The sequence below is a fragment of the Agromyces hippuratus genome (assembly GCF_013410355.1).
In the GTDB taxonomy this organism is placed as follows: Bacteria; Actinomycetota; Actinomycetes; order Actinomycetales; family Microbacteriaceae; genus Agromyces; species Agromyces hippuratus.
The window spans coordinates 301,256-327,869 of sequence record NZ_JACCFI010000001.1 but is presented as its reverse complement, the minus strand read 5'-3'; the positions used below and the strand labels follow the sequence as shown (position 1 = coordinate 327,869).

27 protein-coding genes and 1 pseudogene are annotated in these 26,614 nt (G+C 71.0%); 7 read left to right on the top strand and 21 right to left on the bottom strand.

The genetic code is table 11. The annotated features are described in order from the left end of the window. Positions 1-53: 53 nt before the first annotated feature. The 11 genes and pseudogenes from BJY17_RS01515 to BJY17_RS01470 all read right to left on the bottom strand — a co-directional run bounded on the left by BJY17_RS01515 (position 54) and on the right by BJY17_RS01470 (position 12,390). Positions 54-2,951: a DNA translocase FtsK 4TM domain-containing protein gene (locus BJY17_RS01515; RefSeq protein WP_179549818.1), complete on the bottom strand. Its 2,898-nt coding sequence runs from the start codon at positions 2,949-2,951 to the stop codon at positions 54-56. Between the two features lie 106 nt (positions 2,952-3,057). Then, entirely contained in the window at positions 3,058-3,549 is a 492-nt protein-coding gene (locus BJY17_RS01510; protein WP_179549817.1) for a GNAT family N-acetyltransferase, read from the bottom strand. 58 nt (positions 3,550-3,607) lie between these two features. After that, complete coding sequence (locus BJY17_RS01505; RefSeq protein WP_179549816.1) at positions 3,608-4,849, bottom strand: ABC transporter permease; 1,242 nt, start codon at positions 4,847-4,849, stop codon at positions 3,608-3,610. Then, entirely contained in the window at positions 4,846-5,637 is a 792-nt protein-coding gene (locus BJY17_RS01500) for an ABC transporter ATP-binding protein (RefSeq protein WP_179549815.1), read from the bottom strand. Before BJY17_RS01500 ends, BJY17_RS01505 begins: the two co-directional genes overlap by 4 nt. Continuing rightward, positions 5,634-6,746: an efflux RND transporter periplasmic adaptor subunit gene (locus tag BJY17_RS01495; RefSeq protein WP_179549814.1), complete on the bottom strand. Its 1,113-nt coding sequence runs from the start codon at positions 6,744-6,746 to the stop codon at positions 5,634-5,636. The genes BJY17_RS01500 and BJY17_RS01495 overlap by 4 nt, the downstream gene beginning before the upstream one ends. A gap of 146 nt (positions 6,747-6,892) precedes the next feature. Beyond that, a complete protein-coding gene (locus tag BJY17_RS01490; protein WP_074261122.1) occupies positions 6,893-8,569 on the bottom strand; it encodes a ribonuclease J in 1,677 nt (558 codons plus the stop codon). Positions 8,570-8,676: 107 nt separating this feature from the next. Continuing rightward, positions 8,677-9,651 carry a 4-hydroxy-tetrahydrodipicolinate synthase gene (dapA, locus tag BJY17_RS01485; RefSeq protein WP_322789714.1) on the bottom strand — a complete coding sequence of 325 codons (975 nt, stop codon included), beginning with the start codon at positions 9,649-9,651 and terminating at the stop codon, positions 8,677-8,679. Between the two features lie 254 nt (positions 9,652-9,905). Then, a complete protein-coding gene (locus tag BJY17_RS18860; protein ID WP_322789896.1) occupies positions 9,906-10,469 on the bottom strand; it encodes an endonuclease domain-containing protein in 564 nt (187 codons plus the stop codon). Between the two features lie 180 nt (positions 10,470-10,649). Next, positions 10,650-10,796: pseudogene (locus tag BJY17_RS18855) on the bottom strand (type IV toxin-antitoxin system AbiEi family antitoxin domain-containing protein); the annotation flags it as partial. 254 nt (positions 10,797-11,050) lie between these two features. Further along, positions 11,051-11,584 (bottom strand): dihydrofolate reductase, encoded by a 534-nt coding sequence (locus BJY17_RS01475; protein ID WP_179549812.1) that lies wholly within the window; start codon positions 11,582-11,584, stop codon positions 11,051-11,053. Continuing rightward, entirely contained in the window at positions 11,581-12,390 is an 810-nt protein-coding gene (locus BJY17_RS01470) for a thymidylate synthase (protein ID WP_179549811.1), read from the bottom strand. The genes BJY17_RS01475 and BJY17_RS01470 overlap by 4 nt, the downstream gene beginning before the upstream one ends. A 118-nt stretch (positions 12,391-12,508) precedes the next feature. Here BJY17_RS01470 and BJY17_RS01465 point away from each other — a divergent pair, with 118 nt between their 5' ends. The 5 genes from BJY17_RS01465 to BJY17_RS01445 all read left to right on the top strand — a co-directional run bounded on the left by BJY17_RS01465 (position 12,509) and on the right by BJY17_RS01445 (position 15,227). After that, positions 12,509-12,949, top strand: coding sequence for a TlpA family protein disulfide reductase (locus BJY17_RS01465; RefSeq protein WP_179549810.1), 441 nt, complete (start codon positions 12,509-12,511; stop codon positions 12,947-12,949). After that, positions 12,933-13,433, top strand: a complete 501-nt coding sequence (locus tag BJY17_RS01460) for a DUF4395 domain-containing protein (RefSeq protein WP_179549809.1) — start codon at positions 12,933-12,935, stop codon at positions 13,431-13,433. The genes BJY17_RS01465 and BJY17_RS01460 overlap by 17 nt, the downstream gene beginning before the upstream one ends. A gap of 54 nt (positions 13,434-13,487) precedes the next feature. Further along, the gene (locus BJY17_RS01455; RefSeq protein ID WP_179549808.1) at positions 13,488-13,913 is read left to right on the top strand and encodes an OsmC family peroxiredoxin; all 426 of its coding nucleotides are present in this window, start codon (positions 13,488-13,490) and stop codon (positions 13,911-13,913) included. Between the two features lie 3 nt (positions 13,914-13,916). Continuing rightward, the gene (locus BJY17_RS01450) at positions 13,917-14,822 is read left to right on the top strand and encodes a TIGR01777 family oxidoreductase (RefSeq protein ID WP_179549807.1); all 906 of its coding nucleotides are present in this window, start codon (positions 13,917-13,919) and stop codon (positions 14,820-14,822) included. A gap of 219 nt (positions 14,823-15,041) precedes the next feature. After that, positions 15,042-15,227: a hypothetical protein gene (locus BJY17_RS01445; protein ID WP_179549806.1), complete on the top strand. Its 186-nt coding sequence runs from the start codon at positions 15,042-15,044 to the stop codon at positions 15,225-15,227. 157 nt (positions 15,228-15,384) lie between these two features. Here the strand turns inward: BJY17_RS01445 and BJY17_RS01440 are convergent, their stop codons facing one another. Beyond that, a complete protein-coding gene (locus BJY17_RS01440; RefSeq protein ID WP_179549805.1) occupies positions 15,385-15,825 on the bottom strand; it encodes a hypothetical protein in 441 nt (146 codons plus the stop codon). Continuing rightward, positions 15,822-16,574 (bottom strand): 4-hydroxy-tetrahydrodipicolinate reductase, encoded by a 753-nt coding sequence (dapB, locus tag BJY17_RS01435; RefSeq protein ID WP_179549804.1) that lies wholly within the window; start codon positions 16,572-16,574, stop codon positions 15,822-15,824. The genes BJY17_RS01440 and dapB overlap by 4 nt, the downstream gene beginning before the upstream one ends. Before the next feature lie 94 nt (positions 16,575-16,668). Between dapB and BJY17_RS01430 the strand changes: the two genes are divergently transcribed. After that, positions 16,669-17,151: a GNAT family N-acetyltransferase gene (locus BJY17_RS01430; RefSeq protein ID WP_179549803.1), complete on the top strand. Its 483-nt coding sequence runs from the start codon at positions 16,669-16,671 to the stop codon at positions 17,149-17,151. Positions 17,152-17,184: 33 nt separating this feature from the next. Here the strand turns inward: BJY17_RS01430 and BJY17_RS01425 are convergent, their stop codons facing one another. From BJY17_RS01425 to BJY17_RS01390, 8 genes are all read right to left on the bottom strand, one after another. Then, complete coding sequence (locus BJY17_RS01425) at positions 17,185-17,787, bottom strand: histidine phosphatase family protein (RefSeq protein ID WP_179549802.1); 603 nt, start codon at positions 17,785-17,787, stop codon at positions 17,185-17,187. Positions 17,788-17,824: 37 nt separating this feature from the next. Beyond that, entirely contained in the window at positions 17,825-19,210 is a 1,386-nt protein-coding gene (locus BJY17_RS01420; protein WP_179549801.1) for a M16 family metallopeptidase, read from the bottom strand. 69 nt (positions 19,211-19,279) lie between these two features. Beyond that, on the bottom strand, positions 19,280-20,365 hold the full coding sequence (locus tag BJY17_RS01415; RefSeq protein ID WP_322789713.1) for an aldo/keto reductase: 1,086 nt from the start codon (positions 20,363-20,365) through the stop codon (positions 19,280-19,282). Positions 20,366-20,479: 114 nt separating this feature from the next. Next, positions 20,480-21,295 (bottom strand): HpcH/HpaI aldolase/citrate lyase family protein, encoded by an 816-nt coding sequence (locus BJY17_RS01410; protein ID WP_179549800.1) that lies wholly within the window; start codon positions 21,293-21,295, stop codon positions 20,480-20,482. Continuing rightward, positions 21,292-21,843, bottom strand: a complete 552-nt coding sequence (locus BJY17_RS01405; RefSeq protein ID WP_179549799.1) for a MaoC family dehydratase — start codon at positions 21,841-21,843, stop codon at positions 21,292-21,294. Before BJY17_RS01405 ends, BJY17_RS01410 begins: the two co-directional genes overlap by 4 nt. A 10-nt stretch (positions 21,844-21,853) precedes the next feature. Further along, positions 21,854-22,975: an acyl-CoA dehydrogenase family protein gene (locus tag BJY17_RS01400; protein WP_376866766.1), complete on the bottom strand. Its 1,122-nt coding sequence runs from the start codon at positions 22,973-22,975 to the stop codon at positions 21,854-21,856. A gap of 53 nt (positions 22,976-23,028) precedes the next feature. Beyond that, positions 23,029-25,038, bottom strand: coding sequence for an acetyl/propionyl/methylcrotonyl-CoA carboxylase subunit alpha (locus BJY17_RS01395; protein WP_179549797.1), 2,010 nt, complete (start codon positions 25,036-25,038; stop codon positions 23,029-23,031). A 101-nt stretch (positions 25,039-25,139) separates the two neighbouring features. Further along, the gene (locus tag BJY17_RS01390) at positions 25,140-25,778 is read right to left on the bottom strand and encodes a TetR/AcrR family transcriptional regulator (protein WP_179549796.1); all 639 of its coding nucleotides are present in this window, start codon (positions 25,776-25,778) and stop codon (positions 25,140-25,142) included. Positions 25,779-25,884: 106 nt separating this feature from the next. Here BJY17_RS01390 and BJY17_RS01385 point away from each other — a divergent pair, with 106 nt between their 5' ends. Next, entirely contained in the window at positions 25,885-26,607 is a 723-nt protein-coding gene (locus BJY17_RS01385; protein ID WP_179549795.1) for an MBL fold metallo-hydrolase, read from the top strand. Positions 26,608-26,614: the final 7 nt, after the last annotated feature.

Here is a 26,614-nt window from a genome sequence, read left to right as displayed (position 1 = left end):
CCGGCCGGGCGGTCGCGCGGAGAGGCCGACGTGCACTCCGGCACGAGCGAGACTCAGTCGCGGCCGGTGAGGCCCCACGCGTCTTCGTCGGTGTCGCCCTCGACCTCGGGTAGGCCCTCGCTCATGCGGGCGACCGGGTCTTCGTAGCGCGCGTCGGGTGCGTCGTAGGCCTCGGTGGGTGCGATGCCGCCGCCGAGCGGGCCAGTCTGCGCCGGGGCAGGCGCGGCGGCCGCAGCAGGCCGGGCCGCCGGAGCCGCCGCCGGCTCCTCGCCGCGGAGTCGGGCGAGCACACCGGGCAGCTGCTCGGCCGTGACGAGCACGTCGCGCGCCTTCGACCCCTCCGAGGGGCCGACGATCTCGCGGGACTCGAGCAGATCCATGAGGCGGCCGGCCTTCGCGAAGCCCACACGGAGCTTGCGCTGCAGCATCGACGTCGAACCGAACTGCGTCGACACCACGAGCTCGGCCGCGGCGAGCAGCAGCTCGAGGTCGTCGCCGATGTCGGAATCGATCTCCTTGCGTTCGACGGATGCCGCGACATCCTGCCGGTACTCGGGACGGGCCTGCCGGGTGACGTGCTTGACGACCCGCTCGATCTCGTCTTCGCTCACCCAGGCGCCCTGCACGCGGAGCGGCTTCGATGCCCCCATCGGCAGGAAGAGCGCGTCGCCCTGCCCGATGAGCTTGTCGGCACCCGGCTGGTCGAGGATGACGCGCGAGTCGGTGACGCTCGTGACCGCGAACGCGAGACGCGACGGCACGTTGGCCTTGATGAGGCCAGTGACGACGTCGACCGACGGTCGCTGCGTCGCGAGCACGAGGTGGATGCCGGAGGCGCGGGCGAGCTGCGTGATGCGCACGATCGAGTCCTCGACGTCGCGCGGGGCGACCATCATGAGGTCGGCGAGCTCGTCGACGACGACGAGCAGGTACGGGTACGGCTTGAGCTTGCGCTCGGAGCCGGCGGGCAGCACGATCTCGCCGTTGACGACGGCCTTGTTGAAGTCGTCGATGTGACGGAAGCCGAACGACGCGAGATCGTCGTACCGCATGTCCATCTCCTTCACGACCCACGAGAGCGCCTCGGCGGCCTTCTTCGGGTTCGTGATGATGGGAGTGATGAGGTGCGGCACGCCCGCGTACGGAGCCAGCTCGACGCGCTTCGGGTCGATGAGCACCATGCGCACGTCGGAGGGCTTCGCCCGCATCAGGAGCGAGGTGATCATCGAGTTCACGAAGCTCGACTTGCCGGAGCCCGTGGAGCCGGCCACCAGGAGGTGCGGCATCTTGGCGAGGTTCGCGACGACGTAGCCGCCGCCGACGTCCTTGCCGACGCCGATCGTCATGGAGTGCGTCGCGTTCGCGGCGTTGCCGGAGCGCAGCACGTCGCCGAGGGTCACGATCTCGCGGTCGGCGTTGGGGATCTCGATGCCGATGGCGCTCTTGCCCGGGATCGGCGAGAGGATGCGCACCTCGTTCGAGGCGACGGCGTAGGCGAGGTTCTTCGACAGCGCGGTGACGCGTTCGACCTTGACGCCCGGGCCGAGCTCGATCTCGTACTGCGTCACGGTCGGGCCGCGCGAGAAGCCCGTGACCTTCGCATCGACGCCGAACTGCTCGAGCACGCCGGTGATCTGGCGCACGACGTCGTCGTTGGCCTGCGAGCGCTTCTTCGCGGGAGCGCCGGCCGCGAGCGTCGACGCCGCGGGGAGGCTGTAGGGGCGATCGGGCTCGGATGCCGCCTCCGCATCGAACTCCGACGATTCGGGTGCGCCGGCGCCCGGCAGGCCGGCCGCGTCGCCGGCGACATCGAAGGCCGCGAGCACGTTGGTCGCCCCGGCATCGTCGCCGCGGAGCCCGGTGCCGCCGCGCGGCACGTCGCCCGTGAACTGCTGCAGCGCCGACTCGGCGCGTTCGAGGTCGCCGAGCACCTCGGTGTTGTAGCTGTTCTGGCCGACGCCCTCGAGCGGGGTCTCGAAGCTGCCCGCGGCGGAGCCAGCGCCGAACACCTCGGTGAGGCCTTCGACGCCGGTGGCCTCGAACGCGGGGTCCTCTTCACGGTTGGAGTCGTTGCGGCGCCACCAGGGCAGCATGCCGCCCTTCGGCTCCTCGTCGTCGCCGTCGCCGAGGGCGTCGATGCCGTCGAGTTCGGTCTGCACCGACTTCTTGCGTTCGCGCTTCGTCGGCTTCGGGCCGACCTCGGTCACGGGTTCGTCGTGCGTCGCCCCGAAGAGCCACTCGTAGAGCTCGCGGAAGCGCGCCGGGATGCGGTTCGGCGGGGTCTTGGTGATGATGAGCAGCGACAGCACGAGCAGCACGATGACGACCACGGCGGCGCCGGCCTCGGTGATGAGCGCGATGAGCGGCGCGGCCACCAGCCAGCCGAGGATGCCGCCGGCACGGGCGAGCACCGCCATGCCCTCACGTGGTTCGGGCTGGCCGCCGAAGATGTCGCAGAGGGCGGAGACGGTCAGGAGCAGGAGGCCCAGCCCGATGCCGATGCGCGTGTTGTCGTGCACGGAGCTCGGGTGCCGGAACAGCCAGACCGCGAAGAGCAGCATGACGACGGGCAGGGCGAAGGCCACTCGGCCGAAGAGGCCGCCGAAGGTCCACGAGTCGAGGGTCTGGGCGACGGGCTCGTTGATGAGGAACCACTCGATCACCGCGCCGATGATCGCGAGCACGACGATGAAGAACGGCAGGCCGTCGCGACGCTCCTCCTTGGAGAGCGTCTCGGGTCCGAGCGCGCGCGCGGCGCCGCCGGTGAGGTGTGCGAGTCCCATCCACGCGCGGACGAGGATGTTCGGCCCCTCGGGTGCCGCGGGCGGCTTCTTGGCGGCCGTGCCGCGGGTGCTCGCCGCCGGCAGCTTCTTCGTGGGCGCGGTGCGGGCACTCGAAGCACGCGAGGACGCGCCCGAGGCACGCCCATTCGACCTGGTGCTCGTAGCCATGTGCCTAGGCTACGGCCGCGCGCCCACACCGGGCGACAGCCGGGTGCGAGTGTTCGGGATCCGCCGCGCCTCCGTCACCGATGCGATCACCGGGAATCCTGCGCCATCAGCCGAGCGAACGCACCATCGTGTCGCGTCCGGAGCCGGTGCCGACCACCACGAACCCCTCGGAGCGATACAGCGACTCGGCGAAGTTGCCGTGCTCGACGCTGAGCGCCAGTCGCGCGAAGCCCGCCGCGCGCGCGGTCTCGGCGAGCGACTGCATGAGCACTCGGCCGACCCCCTGCGCACGCCAGAGCGGTCGGACGCCGATGATGAGCTCGGGCACACCGACCGCGACGAAGCCGTGCGCGGCCGCATCGGCGGCGAAGAGCCGGTACCAGGCGGCTCCGACGGGTCGGCCGTCGCCGTCGACGGCGACGACGCCGCGATCGGCCGGGCGCTGCCAACCGGCGACGTACACGCGCGATGCCGGGTCGGCGAGCACCGTCGGTCGCGGCCGGGTGCCTCCCGACCGCCAGTTCGCCGCCTCGACCACCATGTCGGCGAGGAATGATCCGTCGTCGGGGATGGCCGGACGCACCGTGAATGCCGCCATGGCCGGATGCTACGCGCGGGGTGTTACGGCGGTGTTTCGCGCCGCACCCCGCGTCGCCTCAGAACCGGATCGCGTCGATCACCTTCACCCGCACCGCGCCCAGCGCAGGCAGGAGTCCGGCGAGCGCGCCGACCGCGACCGCTGCTCCGATGCCGATCAGCGCCGCCTCGATCGGGAACCCCGGCATGTCCTGCACGTCGGCCCCGCCGAGCGCCATGCCCATGAGCGGACTGCGCACGATCGCGATCGCCGCACCCACTCCGACGACACCCGCGACGAAGGTGCCGACGACGGTCTCCATCAGCACCGAGAAGAACACGCGCCCCGCTGTGGCCCCGAACGACCTGCGGATGCCGATCTCTCGGATGCGTCCGCGCACGGTCACGAGCGCGATCGTCAGGAGCCCGAGGGCGCCGAGCAGCAGGATGACGACCGCGACGCCGATGACCATCAGCTTGAGCGGGAGGAACGGGTCGCCCCCCATCGCGCCGTAGTCGCTGCGCCATCCGTCGACCGTGGCCCCATCGCCGAGCTCGGACTGGAACGCCTGCTTCATCGACTCGGTGAGTTCGTCGGCCGAGCCGTCGGGAATCCACATCTCGTACGCCGGGGCGTACGCGCCCATCATGGGATCCGGTGTCGCGGGCTGCAACGGCAGGAAGCCCTCGGAGAGGATGAACGCGGTCGGCTCGGTGTCCCACTCCCCCTGGGCCGGCGTGACTCCGGTGACGACTCCCGTGGCGGCACCGCGGCCGAGGAGCTGCACGGTCGGGTGCGTGTCGAGCGCCGGGCTCCCGAGCCGCTTCCAGAACGCCTCGTTCACGATGAGCGCCGGCGCCAGGCGGTCGGCATCCCGGTCGACGAACCAGGAGCCCTCACTCAGCCGAACACGGTGCATGAGGCCGTAGTCGGGGTCGACGACCTGCATCGAGACGGGCACGGCCCCATCGGCGAACTGCACGGTCAGGCCGCCGTACCCGACGCGACTCGCGTACTCGATGCCGTGCCGCTCGAGGGCGGCGCGCCACGCGGCGTCGGCGGTCTCGGGATCGATCGAGCCGTTCTGGGACATCGGGTTCAGCTGCACGGTGGCCGGGCGCCCGCCGCCGCGTTCCTGCATCTCCCGACCCGCCTGTTCGGCGATCGCTCCCGCTCCGACGACCGTCGTCAGCGCGCACACGGCGACCGCGACCCCGATGAGCGAGAGCAGCACGCGTCCGCGGTGGATGCGCAGTTCTTCGAGGGCTTCGACGATCGTGCTCACGACGCCCGTCGCCGTTCGGGTCAGCCAGCCCATCATGCGACGGCCCCGATCCCGGTCGCGGCGGAGGCATCGTCGACGGCTTCAGCCTCGGCGTCGTCCACGGCCTCGGCTTCGGCCCCGACGTCCGGGGCCGTGCCCGAGGCATCCGCCGATTCGAGCCTGCCGCCTCGCAGCAGGAAGTGGCGGTTCGATCGCGCTGCGATCGTGGGGTCGTGCGTGATCGTCACGAGCGCGGCACCGGTCTCGGCCGCGACGGATTCGATGAGCGACATGACCTCGGCGCCGGTCTCGAGATCGAGGGCGCCGGTCGGCTCGTCGGCGAGGATGAGCCGCGGCTTGCGCACGAGCGCACGGGCGATCGCCACCCGCTGCTGCTCGCCGCCCGACAGCCGCTCGGGCTTCGTCGTGAGCCGCTCGCCGAGCCCGACGCGTTCGAGCATGTCGCGGGCGATGCGCTCACGCCGCCAGAACTCGCGGCCGCCCGAGTAGAGGAGCGGCGTCTGCACGTTCTCGAGCGCGGTTCGCCCCGGCAGCAGGTTGAACTGCTGGAAGACGAAGCCGACCTCGCTGCCGCGCAGCCGGTCGCGGGCACCGCTGCCGATGCGGCGCACATCGTGGCCCAGGAAGGCGAGCTCGCCTTCGGTCGGCGCGTCGAGCAGGCCGAGGAGGTTCAGCAGCGTCGACTTGCCCGAACCCGAACGGCCCACGATCGAGACCCGGTCGCCCTCGGAGACGGTGAGGTCGACGCCCGACAGGATCGTGAGCGGCCGCCCGTCGGGCAGCTCGACGGTGCGGCCGACGCCGCGTGCTTCGACGAGGGTCATTTGGTGAGCGTTCCGCACATCATCATGCCGTCGGGGGCCTGCACGCAGCTCTCCTCGCCGGTGCCGCCAGGGGCGCCGGGAACGAACTCGAGCACTTGGTCGCCCTCGGCGACGCCCTCGACGACCTCGACCTGCGTGCCGTCGCTGAGGCCGAGCTTCACGGGCTGCTCGACCCGCTCGCCCTCGGGCGTCACCAGCCAGACGACGCCCGTCTCCGCACCGCCCTCGACCGCCGTGACCGGCACGACGAGCACGTCGTCGGCGCTGCCGGCCGAGATCTTCGCCTGCGCGGAGAGCCCCGGGAACACGCGCACGTCACCCGGCACCGAGCAGCGCACCGTGGTGCCACCGGATGTCGCTTCGCCCGTGCCGCCGGCACCGCCGGCCGCGCCGGCGCCGCCCGCCCCGGCACCGCTGCCCGACAGGGGCGTGGAGATCACGAGCCCGCCGCACGTGAACGGCGCGGGGCCGCCCGCGATCGTCACGACCGCCTCGGTCGGGGCACTCGTCAGCCGGTACTGCTGCTCGGGGCTGAGCGTCGCGGTGACGTTGAAGGTCGGCGGGGCGACCTGCCCCGTGACGTCGCCCGTCGCGACGGGCTGGCCCGCGATGACGTCGAGCGACGACAGCACTCCGGCCGACGGCGCGAGCACCTTCTCGAAGTGGAAGGTCGGCTCGGGGGTGGTCATCACCGGCGCACCGTCGGGCCCGGGTGCGGCCTCGACCGGTTCCGGCTCGTCAGGCACCTTGATGTCGTAGATCTTCTGCCCGGCGGTGACCTTCTGCCCCGCAGCGACGAACACCTCGTCGACCGTGCCCGTGGCCGTGGCCTTGACGGGAGCCGCGGCATCCGCGTTGACCGTGCCCGTGAGCACGACGTCGTTCGCGATCGAACCACGCGCCACCACGACCTGCGGCTCGGCCACGCTGCCCGTGGGCGTGAGCGTCTCGGTCTCGGCCTCGGCGCGATCGGGGAAGAACGCGAGCTTCGCCAATGCGATCGCGATCACCGCCACCAGCACGATGCGAACGGTCGGGAAGATCCACTTGCGCCAGACGCCCACGGCACTCCTTCGTCGGGTCGCCCGGGCGTAGGGGCCGCCGGGCATCTCCCCCACCCTAGGGATTCGACGACGACAGCGGAATCCTCCTCAGGGAGGATTCCGGGTCATCCCCGATACCCGCGACGGTTGCCGCACCGAAACGCGGAACGGCCCGTCCGAAGACGGGCCGTTCCGGGACGTGCACCCCGCTGCTACGCCTCGATGACGAGCGGCACGAGCATCGGGCGACGACGCAGGCGACGGTTGACCCAGCCGCCGAGCACGCGGCGCACGATCTGCGACAGCGCGTGCGAGTCGCGCACGCCGTTGCGAGCGGCCTCGGCGAGGGCGTCGATGATCTTCGGCTTGACGTCGTCGAAGACCGAGTCGTCTTCGGCGAAGCCGCGCGCGTGGATCTCGGGCCCGGTGATGACGCGGCCCGTCGAGGCGTCGACCACGACGATGACCGAGATGAAGCCCTCCTCCGCGAGGATGCGGCGGTCCTTCAGGTCGGCGTCGGTGATCTCACCGACGGTCGAACCGTCGACGTAGACGAACCCGAGGTCGAGCTGGCCGACCACGCTGAGCTCGCCGCCGCGCAGGTCGTAGACCGTGCCGTTCTCGCCGATGAAGGTGTTCTTCTCGGGGATGCCGGTGTCTTGCGCGAGCTTCGCGTTCGCGAAGAGGTGCCGGTACTCGCCGTGGATCGGCAGCACGTTCTTCGGCTTCAGGATGTTGTAGCAGTAGAGCAGCTCGCCGGCGGCCGCGTGGCCCGAGACGTGCACCTTCGCGTTCGCCTTGTGCACGACGTTCGCGCCGAGCTTCGTGAGGCCGTCGATGACGCGGTAGACCGCGTTCTCGTTGCCCGGGATCAGGCTCGACGCGAGGATCACCGTGTCGCCCTCGCCGATCTCGATCTGGTGGTCGCGGTTGGCCATGCGCGAGAGCACGGCCATCGGCTCGCCCTGAGAACCGGTCGACATGTAGACGATCTCGTCGTCGGGGATGTTGCCGGCCTTCTTGTAGTCGATCAGCACGCCCTCGGGCACCTTCAGGTAGCCGAGGTCGGCGGCGATCGTCATGTTGCGCACCATGCTGCGGCCGAGGAGCGCGACGCGCCGGTGGTTCGCCCACGCGGCGTCGAGCACCTGCTGCACGCGGTGCACGTGGCTCGAGAAGCTCGCGACGATGACCCGGCGGGGCGCACGGTTGATGACCTCGTCGAGCACGGGGCCGATCGAGCGCTCGAGGGGCGTGAAGCCCGGGACATCCGCGTTCGTGGAGTCGACCATGAAGACGTCGACGCCCTCTTCGCCGAGCCGCGCGAACTCGCGCAGGTCGGTCAGGCGGCCGTCGAGCGGCAACTGGTCCATCTTGAAGTCGCCGGTCGCGAGCACGGTGCCCGCGTCGGTCTTGATCGCCACGGCGAGCGCGTCGGGGATCGAGTGGTTGACGGCGATGAACTCGAGGCGGAACGGGCCGATCTGCTCGTGCCCGCCCTCCTTCACCGTGAGGGTGTACGGCTTGATGCGGTGCTCCTTGAGCTTCGCCTCGATGAGCGCGAGCGTCAGTTGCGAGCCGATCAGCGGGATGTCGCCGCGGAGCTTCAGGAGATACGGCACGGCACCGATGTGGTCCTCGTGGCCGTGCGTGAGCACGACGCCGACGATGTCGTCGATGCGCGACTTCAGGAAGCCGAAGTCGGGCAGGATCAGGTCGACGCCCGGCTGGTGCTCCTCGGGGAAGAGCACGCCGCAGTCGACGATGAGGATCTTGCCGTCGATCTCGTAGCTGGTCATGTTGCGGCCGACCTCCCCCAGGCCGCCGATGGGGATGATGCGGAGCGTTCCGGCCTCGAGCGGGGCGGGATCGATGACGACGTCGGGCATGTGCCCTCCTTCTGTTGCGGTGTTCAGTTCGGTGCCGGCCCTGTGACCGGCGGATGTCTCGGAGCGGATGTCGGGGCGGGCAGGTGCGCGCCGCGGCATCCGCTGGTTCAGCGGGTGGTTCCCGCGACCTTCGGCAGTGCGCCGCCGGCGGCGGCGTTGCGGTCGGGCCGGAAGTTGTGGAAGTCGACGCCGGGGATGCCCTGCACGTGGTCGATCTCGTCTTCGATGAGGGCGGCCTCCCACTCTTCGGGGCCGACGAGGGGCAGGCGCACTCGGGGGCTCGAGATGCGGCCGAGGCCGTGCAGGATGTACTTCGCCGCGACCGTGCCGGGCACGTGGGTCATGGTGGCGCGCACGAGCGGCTCGAGCTGCTGGTGGGCGGCCGTGGCCGTGGCGAGGTCGCCGCGGTTCACGGCGTCGACGATCGTGCGGTACGGCGCCGGCGCGATGTTCGCGGTGACGCCGATGAGCCCCGTCGCACCGATCGCGAGGTGCGGCAGCACGTTGGCGTCGTCGCCCGAGAAGTACATGAGGTCGGTCTGGTTCAGCACCCGGCTGACCTCGGAGAAGTCGCCCTTGGCGTCTTTCACGGCGAGGATGTTCGGGTGCTTGGCGAGCCGCAGGATCGTCTCGTACTTGATGGGTACGCCGGTGCGGCCGGGGATGTCGTAGAGGATGACCGGCAGGTCGGTTGCGTCGGCCACGAGCCGGAAGTGCGTCAGGATGCCGGCCTGCGTGGGCTTGTTGTAGTACGGCGTGACGATCATGATGCCGTCGGCGCCGACGCGCTCGGAGTGCTTGTAGAGCTCGATCGCGTGCGCGGTCTCGTTCGACCCGCCACCCGTGATGATCTTGGCGCGGCCCGCGGCGACATCCTTGCCGACCTCGACCAGACGGATCTTCTCGGGGTCGGTGAGCGTCGACGTCTCACCCGTGGTGCCCGTGACGACGATGCCGTCGGCGCCAGCCGAGATGACATCGTCGATGTGCTTCTCGACCCCGGGCCAATCGACTTCGCCGTCCGCCGTCATCGGCGTGACGAGCGCGACGAGCACTTGTCCGAAGGGGTTCTCTGAGGTCACGCTCTCCAGCGTATCGGGTCGGCCCCGCGCGGCGTGCGCCGGTGACGTCCGCCCCCGGCTGCTGCCTCGACCTGGCCTGCCTCCTCGCTCGTCACCCCTCCTCCCCCGTCATTCCTGCGGATATACGATCCGGCGCGCCGTCTCTGCAGCCGATTCGACGGAGTGTCGGATCGTATATCCGCAGTTCTGCACGCAGGCAGGCGAGAAGGGGCGCCGCCCAACACATCCCGACAACAGGCGCGGCGACGGGAGCCTCAGACCGCCGCTGCGCCGGCGCGGACGCCTTCGGCCCAACCGTCGAGGTGCAGCCCGCGACGGAACTTCTCGAGGATCGCCGCCTCGACCGTGGCCCAGTCGTGCACGACGAGCGCGTAGTCGAATCGAAGCGTGTCGAATCCGTGAGCAGCCGCCACCGCATCTCGCACGCGGTCCTTGTGCCGGCTGTCCGCGCCTTCGTGTCCTGGCCGACCGTCGACCTCCAGGATCAGACGGTCTCCCACCACGAAATCGACGCGACCGACGCCGACGATATCGACCTGCGCGGCGAGCGTGACCCCCAGTCGATGCATCCGCACCTTCATCAGCGATTCGAGTCCGCTCTCCGACTCCGCACACGCCAGGTCGATGAGCCATGATCTGGACTCGGCGATCCGCGACCTCAGTCGGACGAGGTCGACGGGCGACAGGCGCCGCAGCCGGAGCGCCGATTCGAGGGCGGCGAAGAATGCGTCCTCGCCGATGCACGACAACAACTGTGCGAGTGCGTCGACGAGGCCGACACGGCCTGCCGCGACATCCGCTACGCCCCAATGGCTCACGCAGGTGCAGCGGACGTGAGGAAAGGCGTGCCCATGTGGCGGGAGGGCGACATGCACGTGATCATCGATCGGGAGCACCCAGAGTCCTGCCTCTCGCGCCACGGAGACGCAGCCGAGCACACCGCCGTGGGCGACCGCGGACCGGAGTTCCTCGGGCGCGTCACTTGCGACGTAGACACCCCGCCGAGCGCGTTCGATGACGCCCGAGCGAACCGCTCGCGCGATCGCCGCGCGAGCGATGCCGTGCGCCACGATCTCGCGAGCGCTGGCCAGCCCTCCGAGTCGGGTGCAGACGGCGTGCACGGCTGCCGATGAAGTCCTCGCCATCGGAAGAGCATGCGGGCACGCCGAACGCCGCGGGCGACCACGTGCGATTTCGGTGCCCGAGCCGTTCGGGCATCACCGTGTGGAGGAGAAGTCGGCGCTGCGGGTCAGGCTCAGACCGGGGTGCGCTCCTGCGGATATACGATCCGACACGCCGGCACCTCGAGAGAACTCGCGGCGTGGCGGATCGTATATCCGCAGGAATGACGAGGGCGAGGCGAGGGCGGGCGAGGGCGGGGCGGGAGCGGACAGCCGGTTCAGGGGCGGTCGTAGCGGCGGAACTGGTAGCCGATGCCCGTGCGGGAGACCCGCGTGCCGGCGTCGTCGGTGTCGACGAGCCGCCAGCTCAGGTCGATCGACGGGGCGTAGGCGTCGCCGGGGAGGTCGAGGTCGAGGTCGGTGACCTCGAGCCGGTCGGCGCGGTCGATGAGGCGGGCGTAGAGCTCGCCGCCGCCGATGCCCCAGATCCACTCGGGGCCGGATGCCGCGGCAGCCGCCAGCGCCTCGTCGATCGAGCCCGCCCGCACGGCCCCTTCGGCCGCCCACTGCTCATTGCGCGTGACGACGATGTTCGCGCGCCCCGGGAGGGGCCGGAATCGCTCGGGCAGCGAGTCCCAGGTCTTGCGGCCCATGACGACGGGGCTGCCGAGCGTGACGGCCTTGAAGTGGGCGAGGTCTTCGGGCAGGTGCCAGGGCATCACTCCCCCGGCCCCGATCACCCCGCCGTGCGCCTCGGCCCAGATGAGCCCGAGCTTCGGTGCCCGCGCTGCCGAGGCATCCGCTTCGCTCATACCGCGACGGCCGCGCGGATCGGCGGGTGGTGCTGGTAGCCCTCGACGATGAAGTCCTCGTACTCGTAGTCGAAGACCGAGTCGGGCGTGCGAGCCAGCCGCAGGGTGGGCGGCGCGAACGGCTCGCGGGTGAGCTGCTCGGTCACCTGCTCGACGTGGTTGTCGTAGATGTGGCAGTCGCCGCCGGTCCAGACGAAGTCGCCGACCTCGAGCCCGGTCTGCGCCGCGATCATGTGCGTCAGCAGGGCGTACGAGGCGATGTTGAACGGCACGCCGAGGAAGAGGTCGGCGCTGCGCTGGTAGAGCTGGCACGAGAGCTTGCCGTCGGCCACGTAGAACTGGAACAGCGCGTGGCAGGGCGCGAGCGCCATCGACGGGATGTCGGCGGGGTTCCACGCCGAGACGATGAGCCGGCGCGAGTCGGGGTTCGTGCGGATCTGCTCGATGACCTCGGAGATCTGGTCGATCTGCTCGCCCGACGGCGTCGGCCACGACCGCCACTGCACGCCGTAGACGGGGCCGAGCTCGCCCGCGGAATCGGCCCACTCGTCCCAGATGGTGACGCCGTGCTCGCGCAGCCAGCCGACGTTCGACGAGCCCTGCAGGAACCACAGCAGCTCGTAGGCGATCGACTTGAAGTGCACCCGCTTCGTCGTGACGAGAGGGAAGCCCGCTGAGAGGTCGAATCGCAGCTGGCGGCCGAACACGCTGCGCGTGCCGGTGCCCGTGCGATCGGTCTTGACGGCGCCGTGCTCGAGCACGTCGCGCAGCAGGTCTTCGTACGGGGTTGAGATCGTCTCGGCCATCCCCACAAGGCTAACCCGCACCGGCGACACTTCGGCGAAGGCGAGCGGATGCCGCGGCATCCCCGTCATCGTCGGTCATACTCCGCACGGGGCGGCGCGTGCTGCGTACGCTGACCGCATGGACTGGCTCCCCGCACTCGCGACCGGCGCGGCACTGCTCGCCGCGGCGACCGCCATCGGCCTCGTCTGGCGCTCGCGGCAGGGCGTCGCCCGAAGCGGCTCCGGCGACGTGGTGCGGCCGGACGAGCTCGGCGTCGCCGCATTCGGCGAACGCGCCACGCTCGTGCAGTTCTCGACCGAGTTCTGCGCCCGCTGCCCGGCGACGGGGCGCCTGCTGACCCAGCTCGCGGGCGAGCACGACGGTGCGACCCACGTCGAGGTCGATCTCACGCATCGCCCCGATCTCGCCGGCCGCTTCCGCGTCACCGAGACGCCGACGACACTGCTGCTCGATGCCGACGGCGCGGTGCGCGCCCGCATCGCAGGACTCCCCCGCGCCGCCGTCGTGCGCGAACGACTCGACGACCTCCTGAGGAGCCCCCATGTCATCTCCGGCTGAATCGGCATCGTCGGCAGACCGCGCCGCGGCCGGCCGCGCTCCCGCCGGCATCGACCCGCGCGGCCCGCGCTTCGGCGCCGCCATCACGGCGACCCTGCTGCTCATCACCGTCGTGCTCGCGATCGCGGGGGCGGATGCCGCGGCGTTCTGGCTGCTCGTCGCGATCACGCTGCTCTTCGCGTGGGGTGCGTTCGCAGGCATCCGCCGGCATCCGTACGGCTTGATCTTCGCCAAGCTCGTGCGTCCGCGGCTCGAGCCGCCCGCCGAACTCGAGGACCCGCGCCCGCCGACCTTCGCGCAGGGCGTCGGCTTCGCCGTCGGTCTCGCCGGCCTGTTGCTCTCATTCCTCGGCCTCGAGTACGCGGTGCCGATCGCCGCGGCGATCGCCTTCTTCGCGGCATTCCTCAACGCCGCCTTCGACTTCTGCCTCGGCTGCCAGATCTACCTGCTGCTCGCTCGGGCGAGGATCGTGCCGGGAGTCTGACCTGCGGCTGCTCTCGCCGATAGGCTGGTGTCCCGGCTCGACGAGGAGGATCACATGGCAGTCACGAGTGAAGCGACCACCGTCTGGAAGGGCACGCTCTTCGAGGGATCGGGCGATGTCGCCCTCGACTCCTCGGGCCTCGCCTCCTTCCCCGTCAACTGGAAGGCCCGCGCCGAGGGCGCGGAAGGCACGACCAACCCCGAGGAGCTCCTCGCGGCAGCGCACTCCTCGTGCTTCTCGATGGCGCTCTCGCTGGGCCTCGCCCAGGCGGGCACTCCGGCAGAGAGCATCCAGACCACCGCGGCCGTCACCTTCGAAGCCGGCAAGGGCGTGCTCGGCAGCCACCTGCTGGTGAGCGCCCGGGTGCCCGGACTCACCGAGGAGCAGTTCGAGGCCCTCGCCGAAGACGCGAAGAAGAACTGCCCGATCTCGCAGGCGCTCGCCGGCGTTCCCATCACGATCGAAGCCGAACTCGCCTGATCCATGCGGGTACTCGTCGCCGGTGCATCCGGATTCATCGGCACCGCGCTGGTCACCGCACTGACCGGCGACGGGCACGAGGTCGTGCGTCTCGTGCGCCGACGCGCTGAGAGCCCCGATGAGGCCTCATGGTCGCCGGCGGCGGGCATCATCGATTTCACCGTCATGGACCGGGTCGACGCGGTCGTGAACCTCTCGGGCGCCTCACTCGCCCGACTGCCGTGGTCGAAGTCCTACCGCGGCCAGATCCTCGAGTCGCGCATCACGGCGACCCGCACCCTCGCCGACGCGATGCGCAAGGCGCGGCAGCCGCCGACGGCCTTCCTCAACGCCTCGGCGGTCGGCTACTACGGCGATCGCCCGGGCGAGCTGCTCACCGAGTACTCGAGCGCCGGCACCGGCTTCCTCGCGGAGGTCGTCGGCCGCTGGGAGTCCGCAGCCGGGCTCGCGCCCGAAGAGACGCGCACCGTCGTCTTCCGCAGCGGCATGGTGGTCGGGCACGGCGGCGCCATGAAACGCGTCGGCACCCTGACCCGCTTCGGCGTCTCGGCCAGGCTCGGCACCGGCGGCCAGCACTGGCCCTGGGTCGCGCTCGATGACGAGGTCGGCGCCATCGTGCACCTGCTGGGTTCGTCGCTCTCGGGCCCGGTGAACATCGCCGGCCCGACACCGGCGACCGCCGATCGCGTGATGGCCGCCATGGCCGAGCGGATGCATCGGCCGCACGCATTCGGTGTGCCCGAGCGCATGCTCGAGGTCGCCCTCGGCCGTGCCGCCGACGAGCTCCTGCTCTCGAGCCAGAAGGTGCGTCCGCAGCGCCTCATCGACGACGGCTACCGATTCATGCACGCCACGGTCGAGTCGGCGATCGACGCGATGCTCGCGGCGCCGCGCACGGCGACCCGCTAGGCCGATCCGACCAGCCGCCTCCGCGACGCGGACATCAGCGCCTGACTGGCTGGACCTTCGCCGCTGCGCCTTCATCTCCGCCGCATCCTCGGCACCTCGCCGAGCAAGCACCAGCACACGCAGGACCCGGCCGCCGGACGAGCTCATTGCGGCTCCGACACGGCGGGAATATCGTATGTACGATCGACGCCGGCGGCGTCGTGGACGAGGAGGTGGGTCATGGATCCGCTGTGGTGGGTCGTCGGGCTCGCGATACTCGCGGTGATCGTCGTGTTGCTCGTCAGGAGCTTCGGACGCTCGCGTGCCTCTTCCGAGGATCCCGCCGCCGAGCGCGCTGCCCAGGAGCAGGCGCGGATCGAGCAGGAGAGACGGGATCAGGCTGGCCCCGGTGCCGGCAGCATCTGACGGCCGATGCCTTGGACGCCCGCGCGCGGGCGCGGGCGCGTGAGGGAGCCGGCGACGATGGCGTAAGCAGAGCGGGCAGCGCCTCCACCCCTGCGCTGCGGACTCAGCACGAGTCGCGCAGGCTCATCGACGTTTGCTCGGGCTGATCGCCACGGCGTCAGCGCGGTGCTCGAGACAGCGCGATCGCGCGCCGCACGGCCTGCCGGGCGCTCCGCCGGTCGCCAGCCGCGTCGTATGCGAGTCCGAGCCGGAGCGCCGCCTGCCAGGATTCCGGGGCCGTGTCGGAGGCCGCGCGGAACCTGTCGAGTGCCGCCCCAGCAGCGGCGCGCTCGGGACGCCCGCTCGGCAGGAGCGGCAGTTCGAGGTCGAGCGCGCACTCGGCGTCGAGCCGTTTCACGAGTTCGTGCGAGCGGATGCCGAACTGGAGTTCGCGCCACAGCGCCCAGAGGCCGATGATCGGCAGCACGATGAGCGCGACGCCCATCGCGATCGCGATCGGTTCCCCCGTCGCCATGAACTGCACGGCGCGCCATCCGACGAGCGCGAGGTAGAGCACGAGGAGCGCGGCCATGATGAGCGCGCCGAGCTTCGTGGTCATCGGGCGGTGCCGGGCAGCCCGAGGTCGAGCATTGCGTCGAGGCCGACGGTGACACCGGATGCCTCGGGGGCGCTGCGGAGCGCGAGCAGGATACCGGCCTCGTACGAGCTCGACGAGAGCGTGGAGTGCGTGATCGTGAGGGTCTCGCCGTCGCCGCCGAAGACGACGCGCTGCTCGGCCGCGACGCCGTTGAGGCGCAGGCTGTGCACGGGAACCCCGCTCACGAGCTGCCCGCGGGCGCGCTGGTCGGCGTGCGGAGCGGCGACCGGACCGCGCGCCGCACGCGCCTCGCCGATGAGCTCCGCCGTGCGCACCGCCGTGCCCGAAGGCGAATCGACCTTGCCGGCGTGGTGCGCCTCGACGATCTCGATCGAGTCGAAGAACGGCGCCGCGAGCTTCGCGAAGGCCGTGCCGAGTACGCTGCCGATCGAGAAGTTCGGCACGAAGAGCACGGCCCCGGCGTCGGCATGGCCGCGCACGAACGCGGAGATCTCGGAGATGCGCTCGCTCGACCATCCCGAGGTGCCGACCACGATCGGAATGCCGGCTCCTGCGGCGAACTCCACGATCTCGCCGCTCGCGCCGGGGTGCGTGACGTCGAACGCCACGTCGGCTCCGAGCATGAGGTCGAGGCTCGACTTCGAGTCGAGTGCGGCGTGCAGTTCGAGGTCTTCGGCCTCCTCGATCAGTCGAAGCGTCAGCTGCCCCATCTTGCCGGTGGCTCCCGCCACGGCGATCCGTATCGTCACGGATTCACCCTAGCAAGCGCGGGCCGGGCGACCGCTGTGACGGATCGACGCCGTGCACGCGGCATCCGCTGCCGTTCGCAAATAGTGTGGGGGCATGCTGCGCTACCGAGACGCCTCAGTGAACGACGCCGACGCGCACGCGTTGCTCGCCGACTACTTCGCCGAACGTGCTGTGGGGTTTCCGGCCGAGCAGGGCGAGTACCGTCCGACCTGGCCGGCCGCCGAGCAGTTCACGCCGCCGGCCGGCGTCTTCCTGGTCGTCGTCGACGAGTCGGGCACGGCGGTCGGATGCGGCGGGGTGCGACGCATCCAGCGCCGGCCCGAGACCTTCGAGGTGCGCTTCGAGATCAAGCACCTCTGGCTCGCGCCGGCGGCCCGCGGCGGCGGCGAGGGGCGCCGGCTGCTCGCCGAGCTCGAACGCCGGGCGATCGAGTACGGCGCGCAGGAGCTCGTGCTCGACACCAACGCGAGCCTCGAGGCCGCGGGGGGGCTCTACCGCTCGAGCGGGTACGTCGACATCGAGCCCTACAACGCCAACCCCAACGCGACGAACTGGTACGGCAAGCGCGTCGGCTGACGCACCGCGGGCGGCCAGCCGACTCGCGATCGCTCAGATCGCGTACGGCTCCGACAGGCCGGTGCGCAGCTCGGGTGGCAGGTGCGCGATGTCGTTGTGGGAGACGAGGCTCCACGGCCGTCCGGGCCGCTGGGTGAGCACCGTGAGGCCGCAGTTCACCTGGTTGATCGAGACCCAGCGCCAGTCGGGCGCACCGAGCACCTCGCGCACGAACCATCCGATGACGAAGTTGTGGGTGATGAGCAACTCGTGCCGGTCTTCGCGATGAGAGCGGAGGAACTCGGAGGCCGCATCTTCCATCTGCGCACTGCCGGCCTCGATCTCGGCCTCGGTCACCGAGCCGAAGAAGGCGTCGTAGGCCTTCGGCGTCTCGGGCGCGGGGCCCGTCGGGATGCAGTCGAAGAGCAGCGGCGAGGGCTCGAGGCTCAGCGCCGGCATCTTCGCCGCGATGATCTGCGCCGTCTCGGTCGCCCGCTGCAGCGGCGAGTGCCACGCGTTGTCGAACGGCACGCCGCCGAGGCGCTCGGCGAGGAGCTCGGCCTGACGGCGGCCACGGGGCGACAGCGGGCCGTCGGGAAGGCCGTGCTCGGCGTCGAGCTGCTCGCCGTGACGGACGAGGTAGAGGTGGTGGGCCACAGGTATCGGTTCCTCTGATGCAGGGCGGATGCCGCCGTCAGGCGACGTCGGAGCTCGGAGCGACCGCGGCGGCCGCTCCGGTGAATGCCGTCTCGTCGATCGCGCCGACGGCGACGAGCGAGAACGGGCGTGCGACGAGATCGCCCGCCAGCCGCTGCACGTCGTCGGCGGTGACGAGCGAGATGCGACGGAGGGCCTCGTCGAGGTCGACGAACTCGCCGAGGGTCAGCTCGGCGCGGCCGAGCCGCGACATCCGGGTGTCGGAGTCCTCGAGGGCGAGCGCCGAGGCGCCCGCGAGCTGCCCTGAGGCGCGGCGCATCTCTTCGGCGGTGACGCCGTGTTCGGCGAGCCGCTCGAGTTCGTCGCGCATGAGGGAGGCGACTGTGCCGGCCTTCGCCGGGGCGCACCCCGCGTACATGCCGAAGAGGCCGGCGTCGGAGTAGCCCGGCGCGAAGGAGTAGACCGAGTAGGCGAGCCCGCGACGTTCGCGCACCTGCTGGAAGAGGCGCGACGACATGCCCGAGCCGAAGATCGCGTTCAGCATGCTCATCGTCGGGCGCCGTTCATCGGTCGCGACGAGACCTGGAACGCCGAGCAGCAGGTTCACCTGCTCGGTCGGGCGTGCCACGACGGAGACCTCGGGACCGGCCTCGAGCGCTGCGGGTACCACGGAACGCCGATCGACGGGCCGCCCGGCGACCGTCGGGTCCCACCCGGCCGCCGCGAGCGCCCGGTCGAGTTCGGCCAGCAGCAGGTCGTGGTCGACGGCGCCGGCGACGGTGACGACCAGGTCTTGCGGGCGGTAGTTGGCCCGGTAGTGCTCCCACACGGCGTCGCGCGTTGCGCTGCGGATCGTCTCGGGGTTGCCGCCGATCGGCCGGCCGAGCGGGTGCGCTCCGAGCACCGCCTCGAAGAAGCGCTCGTTCGCGACGTCGCCCGGGTCGTCGCCCGCCATGGAGAGCTCTTCGAGGATGACCCCGCGCTCGCTCTCGAACTCGGTCGGGTCGAGCAACGATGACGTGAACATGTCGGCGAGCACCTCGACCGCCATGGGCAGGTCTCGGTCTTGCACCTTGGCGTAGTAGCAGGTGTACTCCTTCGCCGTGAGCGCATTGTGCTCGCCGCCGACGGCGTCGAAGGAGATCGCGATGTCGAGAGCCGAGCGCGTCTCGGTGCCTTTGAACAACAGGTGCTCGAGGAAGTGCGTCGATCCGTACGTCGCGGGGTGCGCGGCATCCGCTCGCTGCTCGTCTCGGGAGCCGACCGCGACCCAGAAGCCGATGGTCGCGCTGCGACTGCCCGGCACCTGTTCGCTGAGCACTCGCACCCCCGAGGGGAGCACGCTGCGCCGAACTCGCGCGTCGCCTGCTGCGGTGAAGGAGAGCTCGGCCTGGCCGAGTGGGAGGTCGACAGCGCCGTTCATCCCGATCAGCCTATGCCACCCGCGTCGGGCGCGCTCGGGCGGCGCGCACCCGGGCGCGCCGCCACGCGATCAGGCGGAAGCGCGGTCGAGTTCGACGATCTCCGAGCGCTGCAGTTCGACGGATGCCGCGGCCATGAGCGCATCGACCTGATCGGGCCGGCTCGCACTCACGACGGGCGCCACGACGGTGGGCTTCGCCAGCAGCCATGCGAGCGAGATGGTCGCCGGCTGCACGCCGTGCGCGAACGCGATCTCGTCGACCGCTGCGAGCACGCGGTGGCCGCGTCGACCGAGGTATCGTGCCTGCCGTTCGCCCCTGGCATCGTGGCGCACGTCGGCGCGCCGCCGCACCTGCCCACCGAGGAACCCGCTCGCGAGACCGAAGTAGGGCAGCACGGCGAGCGCCTGCGCATGGGCCACGAGTTCGGGCGCACCCTCGAACGGGCGTCGCTCCATCAGGTTGTACTTCGTGGTCAGCGCCTGGAATCGCGGCAGGCCGTTGGCGGCGAGCACGCGCGCCTCGATGAGCCGATCGGGCGTGAAGTCCGCCGCGCCGATCGCGCCGACCTTGCCTGCGGTGATCAGGGCGTCGACCGCGCCGAGGCTCTCCTCGAGCGGCACCTCGGCATCGTCGCCGTGGAAGTAGAGCAGGTCGATGCGCTCGATGCCGAGACGCAGCAGCGAGTCGTCGACGGCCGCCGAGATCTCTGCGGGCGACAGCCCGCGGTGGTCGGGGTGGTGGCCGATCTTCGTCGCGATGGCCATGCGGTCGCGGGTGCCGCGCGAGTCCATCCACTTGCCGATGATGGATTCGCTGCGCCCCGCGGCGTAGCTGTCGGCGGTGTCGACCAGGGAGCCGCCGAGGCCGGCGAAGCGGTCGAGCACGTCGAACGCCTGCTCGGTGCTGAGGGTCCAGCCGAACGTGCTGGCGCCGAGCGCGAGCGGGTGCACCTCGAGACCGGAGTCGCCGATCGCCACTCGCCGAGGCACGATGATGGGACCCGAGAGCGGGTTCGACGCGATGACGTCGACGTGGAGTCCGTCGAAGATGTCGGCTCGGTCGGCGCTCTCGTCGTGCGAGATCGCGTCGGCGAGTGCGACCGCTGCCCCCGCAACGCTCGCTTCATTCGCCCGATAGACGTGTCGTCGTGCCACGTTCCCCTCCTCCCCAGGATTGACTCCGAGAATACGTCGCGTCAGGCGCTCGGAGGGTGCGATCCGGAGAACGGCGGGTGAACCGTTATCGAATCGTTTCGCACAGCCGCCGACTCAGCCGCCCGCGCGACGAATGAGCGAGGCGGCCTGCCGGAGCACGGGTGCATCGACCATTCCGCCCCGGAAGGCGAAGACGCCGCCCTGCCCTTCGGCCGCGTCGAGCACGGCTCGCGCCCACTCCAGCCGCGCGGCATCGGGTCGGTACGACTCGCGCACGACCTCGATCTGACCGGGGTGGATGCATGCCGTCGCGGCGAACCCGACGGCCACTGCGTCTTCGGCCTCGGCCCGGAGTCCGTCGAGATCGCCGATCTCGAGGTGCACCGTGTCGATCGCTGCGATGTCGTGCGCCCCCGCCGCGAGGCACACCTGGGACCTGGCGTGCCTCGCGACGTCGCGGTATCGGCCGTCGGCGAAGCGGCTCGACGAGCCGCCGAGCGAGGCGACGAGGTCTTCGGCACCCCACATGAGCGCCGAGACGTTCGGCAGCGCCGCGATCTCGTTCGCCGCGAGCACGCCGCGAGCGGTCTCGCAGAGCGCGATGACCTCGAGATCGGCGAGGTCGACGAGGTCGGCGGTGCCCTCGCACTTGGCGAGCATCACGGTGCGGTACTCGGTCTCCAGGAGCGCCGCGAGGTCATCCGCGAACTCCGGGGTCGAGGCCGGGTTCACCCGCACGATGACCCGCTCCGGGTCGAGCGGCGTGCTGAGCAACGCGACCCGGGCGGCGTGTTTCGCGTCGCCGGCGACGGCGTCTTCGAGGTCGAGGATCACGGCGTCGGCGCGATCGAGGGCCTTCGCGAAGCGGTCGGGCCGGTCGGCCGGGCAGAACAGCAGCGCCGGGCCGAAGCGGAAGGCCGGATGCGTCATGCGTTCGCCCCCGTCTGGTCTGCCGCCGAACCGGTGTCCGTCAGCCGTTCTCCCGCTTCGCGGAGCCAGACGAGCATCGTGCGCGACGCGGTCGCGACGACCTCGCCGTGCTGGTTTCGGGCGGTGTGCGCCACGACCACGACGCCCTGGCCCGGGCGCGAGGCCGACTCCCGCTTGGACTCCACGACGGTCTCGCCGTAGAGCGTGTCGCCGATGAAGACCGGGTGCGGGAACGCGACGGCGCCGAAGCCGAGGTTCGCGACGAGGGTGCCCTGCGTGAGCTGGCCGACCGACTGGCCGACGAGCGTCGAGAGCGTGAACATCGAGTTGACGAGCCGCTGGCCGAACGGCTGCTCGGCCGACCACGCCGCGTCGAGGTGCAACGGCTGCGGGTTCATCGTGAGGGTCGTGAACAGCACGTTGTCGGCCTCGGTGACGGTGCGGCCGGGTCGGTGCAGGTACCGCACGCCCTGCTCGAACTCCTCGAACCAGAGCCCGCGCTGCACGACGTCGCGGAGCGGCGCCCGTTCTGCCGAAGCATCCGTCATGGTGAACCCCTTAGCCGATGCCCAGCTCGCGTGCGATGACCATGAGCTGCACCTCGTTCGTGCCCTCGCCGATCTCGAGGATCTTCGAGTCACGGTAGTGCCTCGCCACGAGGGACTCGTTCATGAACCCCATGCCGCCGAAGATCTGGGTGGCGTCACGCGAGTTGAGCATGGCCGCGTCGCTCGAGACGAGCTTGGCCATCGCGGCCTCCTTCTTGAACGGGAGGCCCGCGTCGAGCCGCCGGGCGGCGTCGTGCCAGGCGAGTCGAGCGGTGTACACCCGCGCCTGCATGTTCGCGATCGTGAACGCGATGTACTGGTGCGATGCGATCGGCACGCCGAACACATTGCGGGTCTTCGCGTAGGCGAGCGCCTCGTCGAGGCAGCCCTGTGCCACGCCGGTCGCGAGGGCGGCGATCGCGATACGGCCCTCGTCGAGCGTGCGCAGGAAGTTCGCGAAGCCGCGGCCCCGCTCGCCGAGCAGGTTGGCCGCAGGCACTCGCACGTCGTCGAAGGTGAGCGGATGCGTGTCGGAGGCACGCCAACCCGACTTGTCGTAGCCGGGGTCGACCGTGAACCCGGGCGTGCCGTTCGGCACGATGATCGTCGACAGCTCCTTGGAGACCGAGCCGTCGGGCCGGGTGCGCTCGCCGGTCACGGCGGTCACCGTCACGAACCTCGTGATCGGCGTGCCCGAGTTGGTGATGAACTGCTTCGAGCCGTTGACGACCCACTCGTCGCCGTCGAGCACCGCGGTCGTGCGAGTGGCACCGGCGTCGGAGCCGGCCTCGGACTCGGTGAGGCCGAAGCCCGCGAGCGCACGCCCTGCGACGAGGTCGGGCAGGAGTTCGGCCTTCTGCTCCTCGGTGCCGTGACGGTAGACCGGCATGGCACCGAGGCCGACCGCGGCCTCGAGGGTGATCGCGATGGACTGGTCGACGCGGGCGAGCGCCTCGATCGCGAGGCCGAGCGCCATGTAGTCGCCGCCCTGGCCGCCGACCTCCTCGGGGAACGGCAGGCCGAACAGGCCGAGGTCTCCCATCTGCGCGACGACGTCCATCGAGAGCGTGTGGGTGCGGTCGGCCTCGTAGGACTGCGGGGCGACGACGGTGTCGGCGAACTCGCAGACCATGTCGTACAGCTGCTGTTCCTCGGTGCTCAGCTCGGTGCTCACGGTCGTGCTCCTCATTCCTGGTGGGACGGCGTCGAGTGGGCGCCCTCGTGGGGCGCGTCCGACGATGCGGGGACGGATGTCGGGACCACGGCGGATGCCGCGAGCTGCGGCTCCACTCGGGCGACGGACTGGTCACGGGAGACCTGCTCCCCCACTGCGACGGCCAGGCGCACGATGCCCGCGACGGATGCCGTGACGCGGTGCTCCATCTTCATCGCCTCGATCGCGACGACGGCGTCGCCCGGTTCGACGGCGTCGCCGTCGGCGACGAGCACCGCGGTCACGGTGCCGGGCATGGGCGCACGGAGTTCGGGGTCGGCGAGGCCGCCGCGCTCGATCATGGCGAGGCGCGCATCGAGAGAGCCGCGCCGGTCGGCGGCGGGCACGCGCCAGATGCCGTTCGGCGTGTGCAGCCAGACCGCGCCGTCGGCATCGGTCGAGATGGCGTCGGGCACCGCGGGGGCGGCGAGCGGGTCAGCAGCGTCGGCGTCGGCGGCCATCGGCCGGCCGAGACGCCAGCCTCTGGCCGCCTGCCAGGCATGGGCGCCGGCGGCCCGTGCGTCGTCGATCGCCGCGGCCGTGCGGAACGCCGCGGCTGCGGCGAGCACCTCGGGCGGTGCTGCATGCGACTCTGGCTCGGGCATGCGGTCGATGAGACCGGTGTCGAGGTCCCCGCGCTGCACGGCGGGATCGGCGAGGAGCCGGCGGAGGAAGCCGAGGTTCGTCTCGACGCCGAGCACGACGGTGTCGGCGAGCGCCGCGTCGAGGCGCGCGAGCGCCTCGGAGCGGTCGGCACCGTACGCGATGACCTTCGCGAGCATGGGGTCGTAGTCGGCGGTGATGCGCTGACCCGAACGGATGCCGCCGTCGACCCGCACCCCGTCGCCACTCGGCGCCCGCCACACGAGCAGTTCGCCGATCGACGGCAGGAAGCCGCGCTCGGGGCTCTCGGCGTAGACGCGCGCCTCGATCGCGTGGCCGGTGAGTGCGATGTCGGACTGCTTCATCGCGAGTGGCTGACCCGCCGCGACTCGCAGCTGCTGCTCGACGAGGTCGACGCCCGTGACGAGTTCGGTGACCGGGTGCTCCACCTGCAGCCGGGTGTTCATCTCGATGAAGAAGAACTCGTCGGGCGCGGCATCCGACACCAGGAACTCGACGGTGCCCGCCCCGCGGTAGTCGACACTGCGGGCGGCGTCGCATGCGGCCTGCCCGATACGCGCACGGGTCTCGGTGTCGAGCAGCGGCGACGGCGCTTCTTCGATGACCTTCTGATGGCGGCGCTGCAGCGAGCACTCGCGCTCGCCGAGGTGGACGACGTTGCCGAAGTCGTCGGCGAGCACCTGCACCTCGATGTGCCGTGGGCGTTCGATGAGGCGCTCGAGCAGCAACGTGTCATCGCCGAAGGCGGCGATGGCCACTCGCCGGGCAGCGGGCAGCGCCGCCGCGAGCTCGCGTGCGTCGCGGGCGATCTGCATGCCCTTGCCGCCGCCGCCGGCGCTCGGCTTGACGAGCAGGGGGAAGCCGACCGCTTCGCCGGCTGCGGCGAGCGCGGCGTCGTCGAGAGACGGGTCGGCGATGCCGGGCACGGTCGGCACACCGGATGCCTCGACGTGGCGCTTCGCCCGGATCTTGTCGCCCATGACCTCGAGCGCATCGACCCCCGGGCCGACGAAGACGATGCCCGCATCGCGGCACGCCTCGGCGAAGCCTGCGTGCTCGGAGAGGAAGCCGTAGCCGGGGTGGATCGCCTCGGCGCCAGTCTCGCGTGCCGCCGCGATGATGCGGGCGGGATCGAGGTAGCTCTCGGCCGCGGGTGCCGGGCCGATGCGCACGGACTCGTCGGCGAGGCGCACGTGCGGCGCCTCGGCGTCGGCGTCGGAGAAGACGGCGATCGAGCGGATGCCGAGGCGGCGGAGCGTGCGGATCACCCGCACCGCGATCTCACCGCGGTTGGCGACGAGCACCCGGTCGAACGGACGAGTCGACCGTGCCTCGTCGACGGCGTCGACCGTGCCCATCCGCGCCTCCCTGCGCTCGAGGTGCGCGAACTAAGTTAACGCGCACTAACTGGATTCGATGTTAGTGGGCGTTAACTGAAATCACAAGGGGGAACTCCCGCTCACCCCGATCGCGGGGCGAGCGCCATGGCGATGCGCTCGACGCCGAACTCGAATGCCCGATCGACGTCGCCGCCCAGGCGGAACGCCCCCGAGAGCTCCATGCTGATGAATCCCGTCACCCATGCGGTGAGCGTGCGCGCGGCATCGAGCGCGTGATCGGAGCCGGCGAGCCGACCGGCCACGGCGAGCAACGGCGCGCTGGCATCGCGGAGCGCCTCGACCTCGAGCCCCGACTCCGCTCCGGGCGAGAAGACGAGTCGGTAGGCCGCCGGCTGCTCGTGCGCGAACGCCCGCACGACACGGGCGAGGCGGGCGACCTCGGCGACCCCTGCCGCCCCCGTTGCCTCCGCTGCCTCCGCACCCTCGCCCGGCGCATCCGTCACCGCGACGCCGCGGGCACCGCCGGAGATCGGAGCCGACGCGGCACTGAGGCGCACCCCGAGTTCTGCGACCGATGTCGCGGCGATCAGCCGCACGAGATCACTGCGGTTGCGCACGCGCTTGTACAGCGACGGGGCACGCACGCCGACGCGTTCGGCGACCGCCTGCATCGTGAGCCCCCCGAGCCCCTCGGCCTCGAGGATGGCTCGTCCTGCACCGACGATGGCGTCGAGCGAGGTTCGTTCGGGTGTCGGCATCGGCGGGATCCTTTCGATCGATTCGACTCTAGGCTATTGCACATAGCCATGATGGCTATGTAGCATAGCCATCATCTTCCCGAATCCGTCACAAGTGAGGCACCTGATGAAGCTCGGCCCCTCCCTCCACCGCATCGGCTCCGATCTCGTCGCCGTCTACCTCGTCGACACCTCAGAGGGCGTCACCGTCATCGATGCCGGGCTCGCCGGGCAGTGGAAGGAGCTGATCGCAGAGCTCGCCGAGATGGGCCGCTCGGTCGGCGACATCCGCGGCGTCGTGCTCACCCACGGCGACTCCGACCACATCGGCTTCGCCGAACGGCTGCGACGCGACCACGGCGTGCCGGTCTTCGTGCACGCGGCCGATGCCGCCCGCGCTCGCGGCGAGGAGTCGACGAAACCGGAGTGGGGCGGCATGAGGCTCGGGGCGACCTCGAAGTTCCTCTGGTACGCCCTCACCCGCAACGGCCTGCGCACGACCCCGCTCACCGAGGTCGTCACCGTGGACGACGGCGAGGTGCTCGACCTGCCGGGCGCCCCGCGCGTGATCAGCATGCCGGGTCACTCCCCCGGCAGCATCGCGATCCACGTGCCGGCCGCCGATGCCGTCTTCGTCGGAGATGCACTCACTACACGCCACGTGCTGACCGGCGCGACCGGCCCGCAACCCGCGCCGTTCACCGACGACCCGGCCGAGGCGCTCGCATCGCTGCGGCGTCTCGAGGGCACGGATGCCGCGTGGGTGCTGCCCGGCCACGGCATGCCGTGGAACCGCGGCGTCGACGAGGCGATCCGCGAAGTCGAGGCCGCGGCGGCGCGTCGGGCCTGAACCGGCA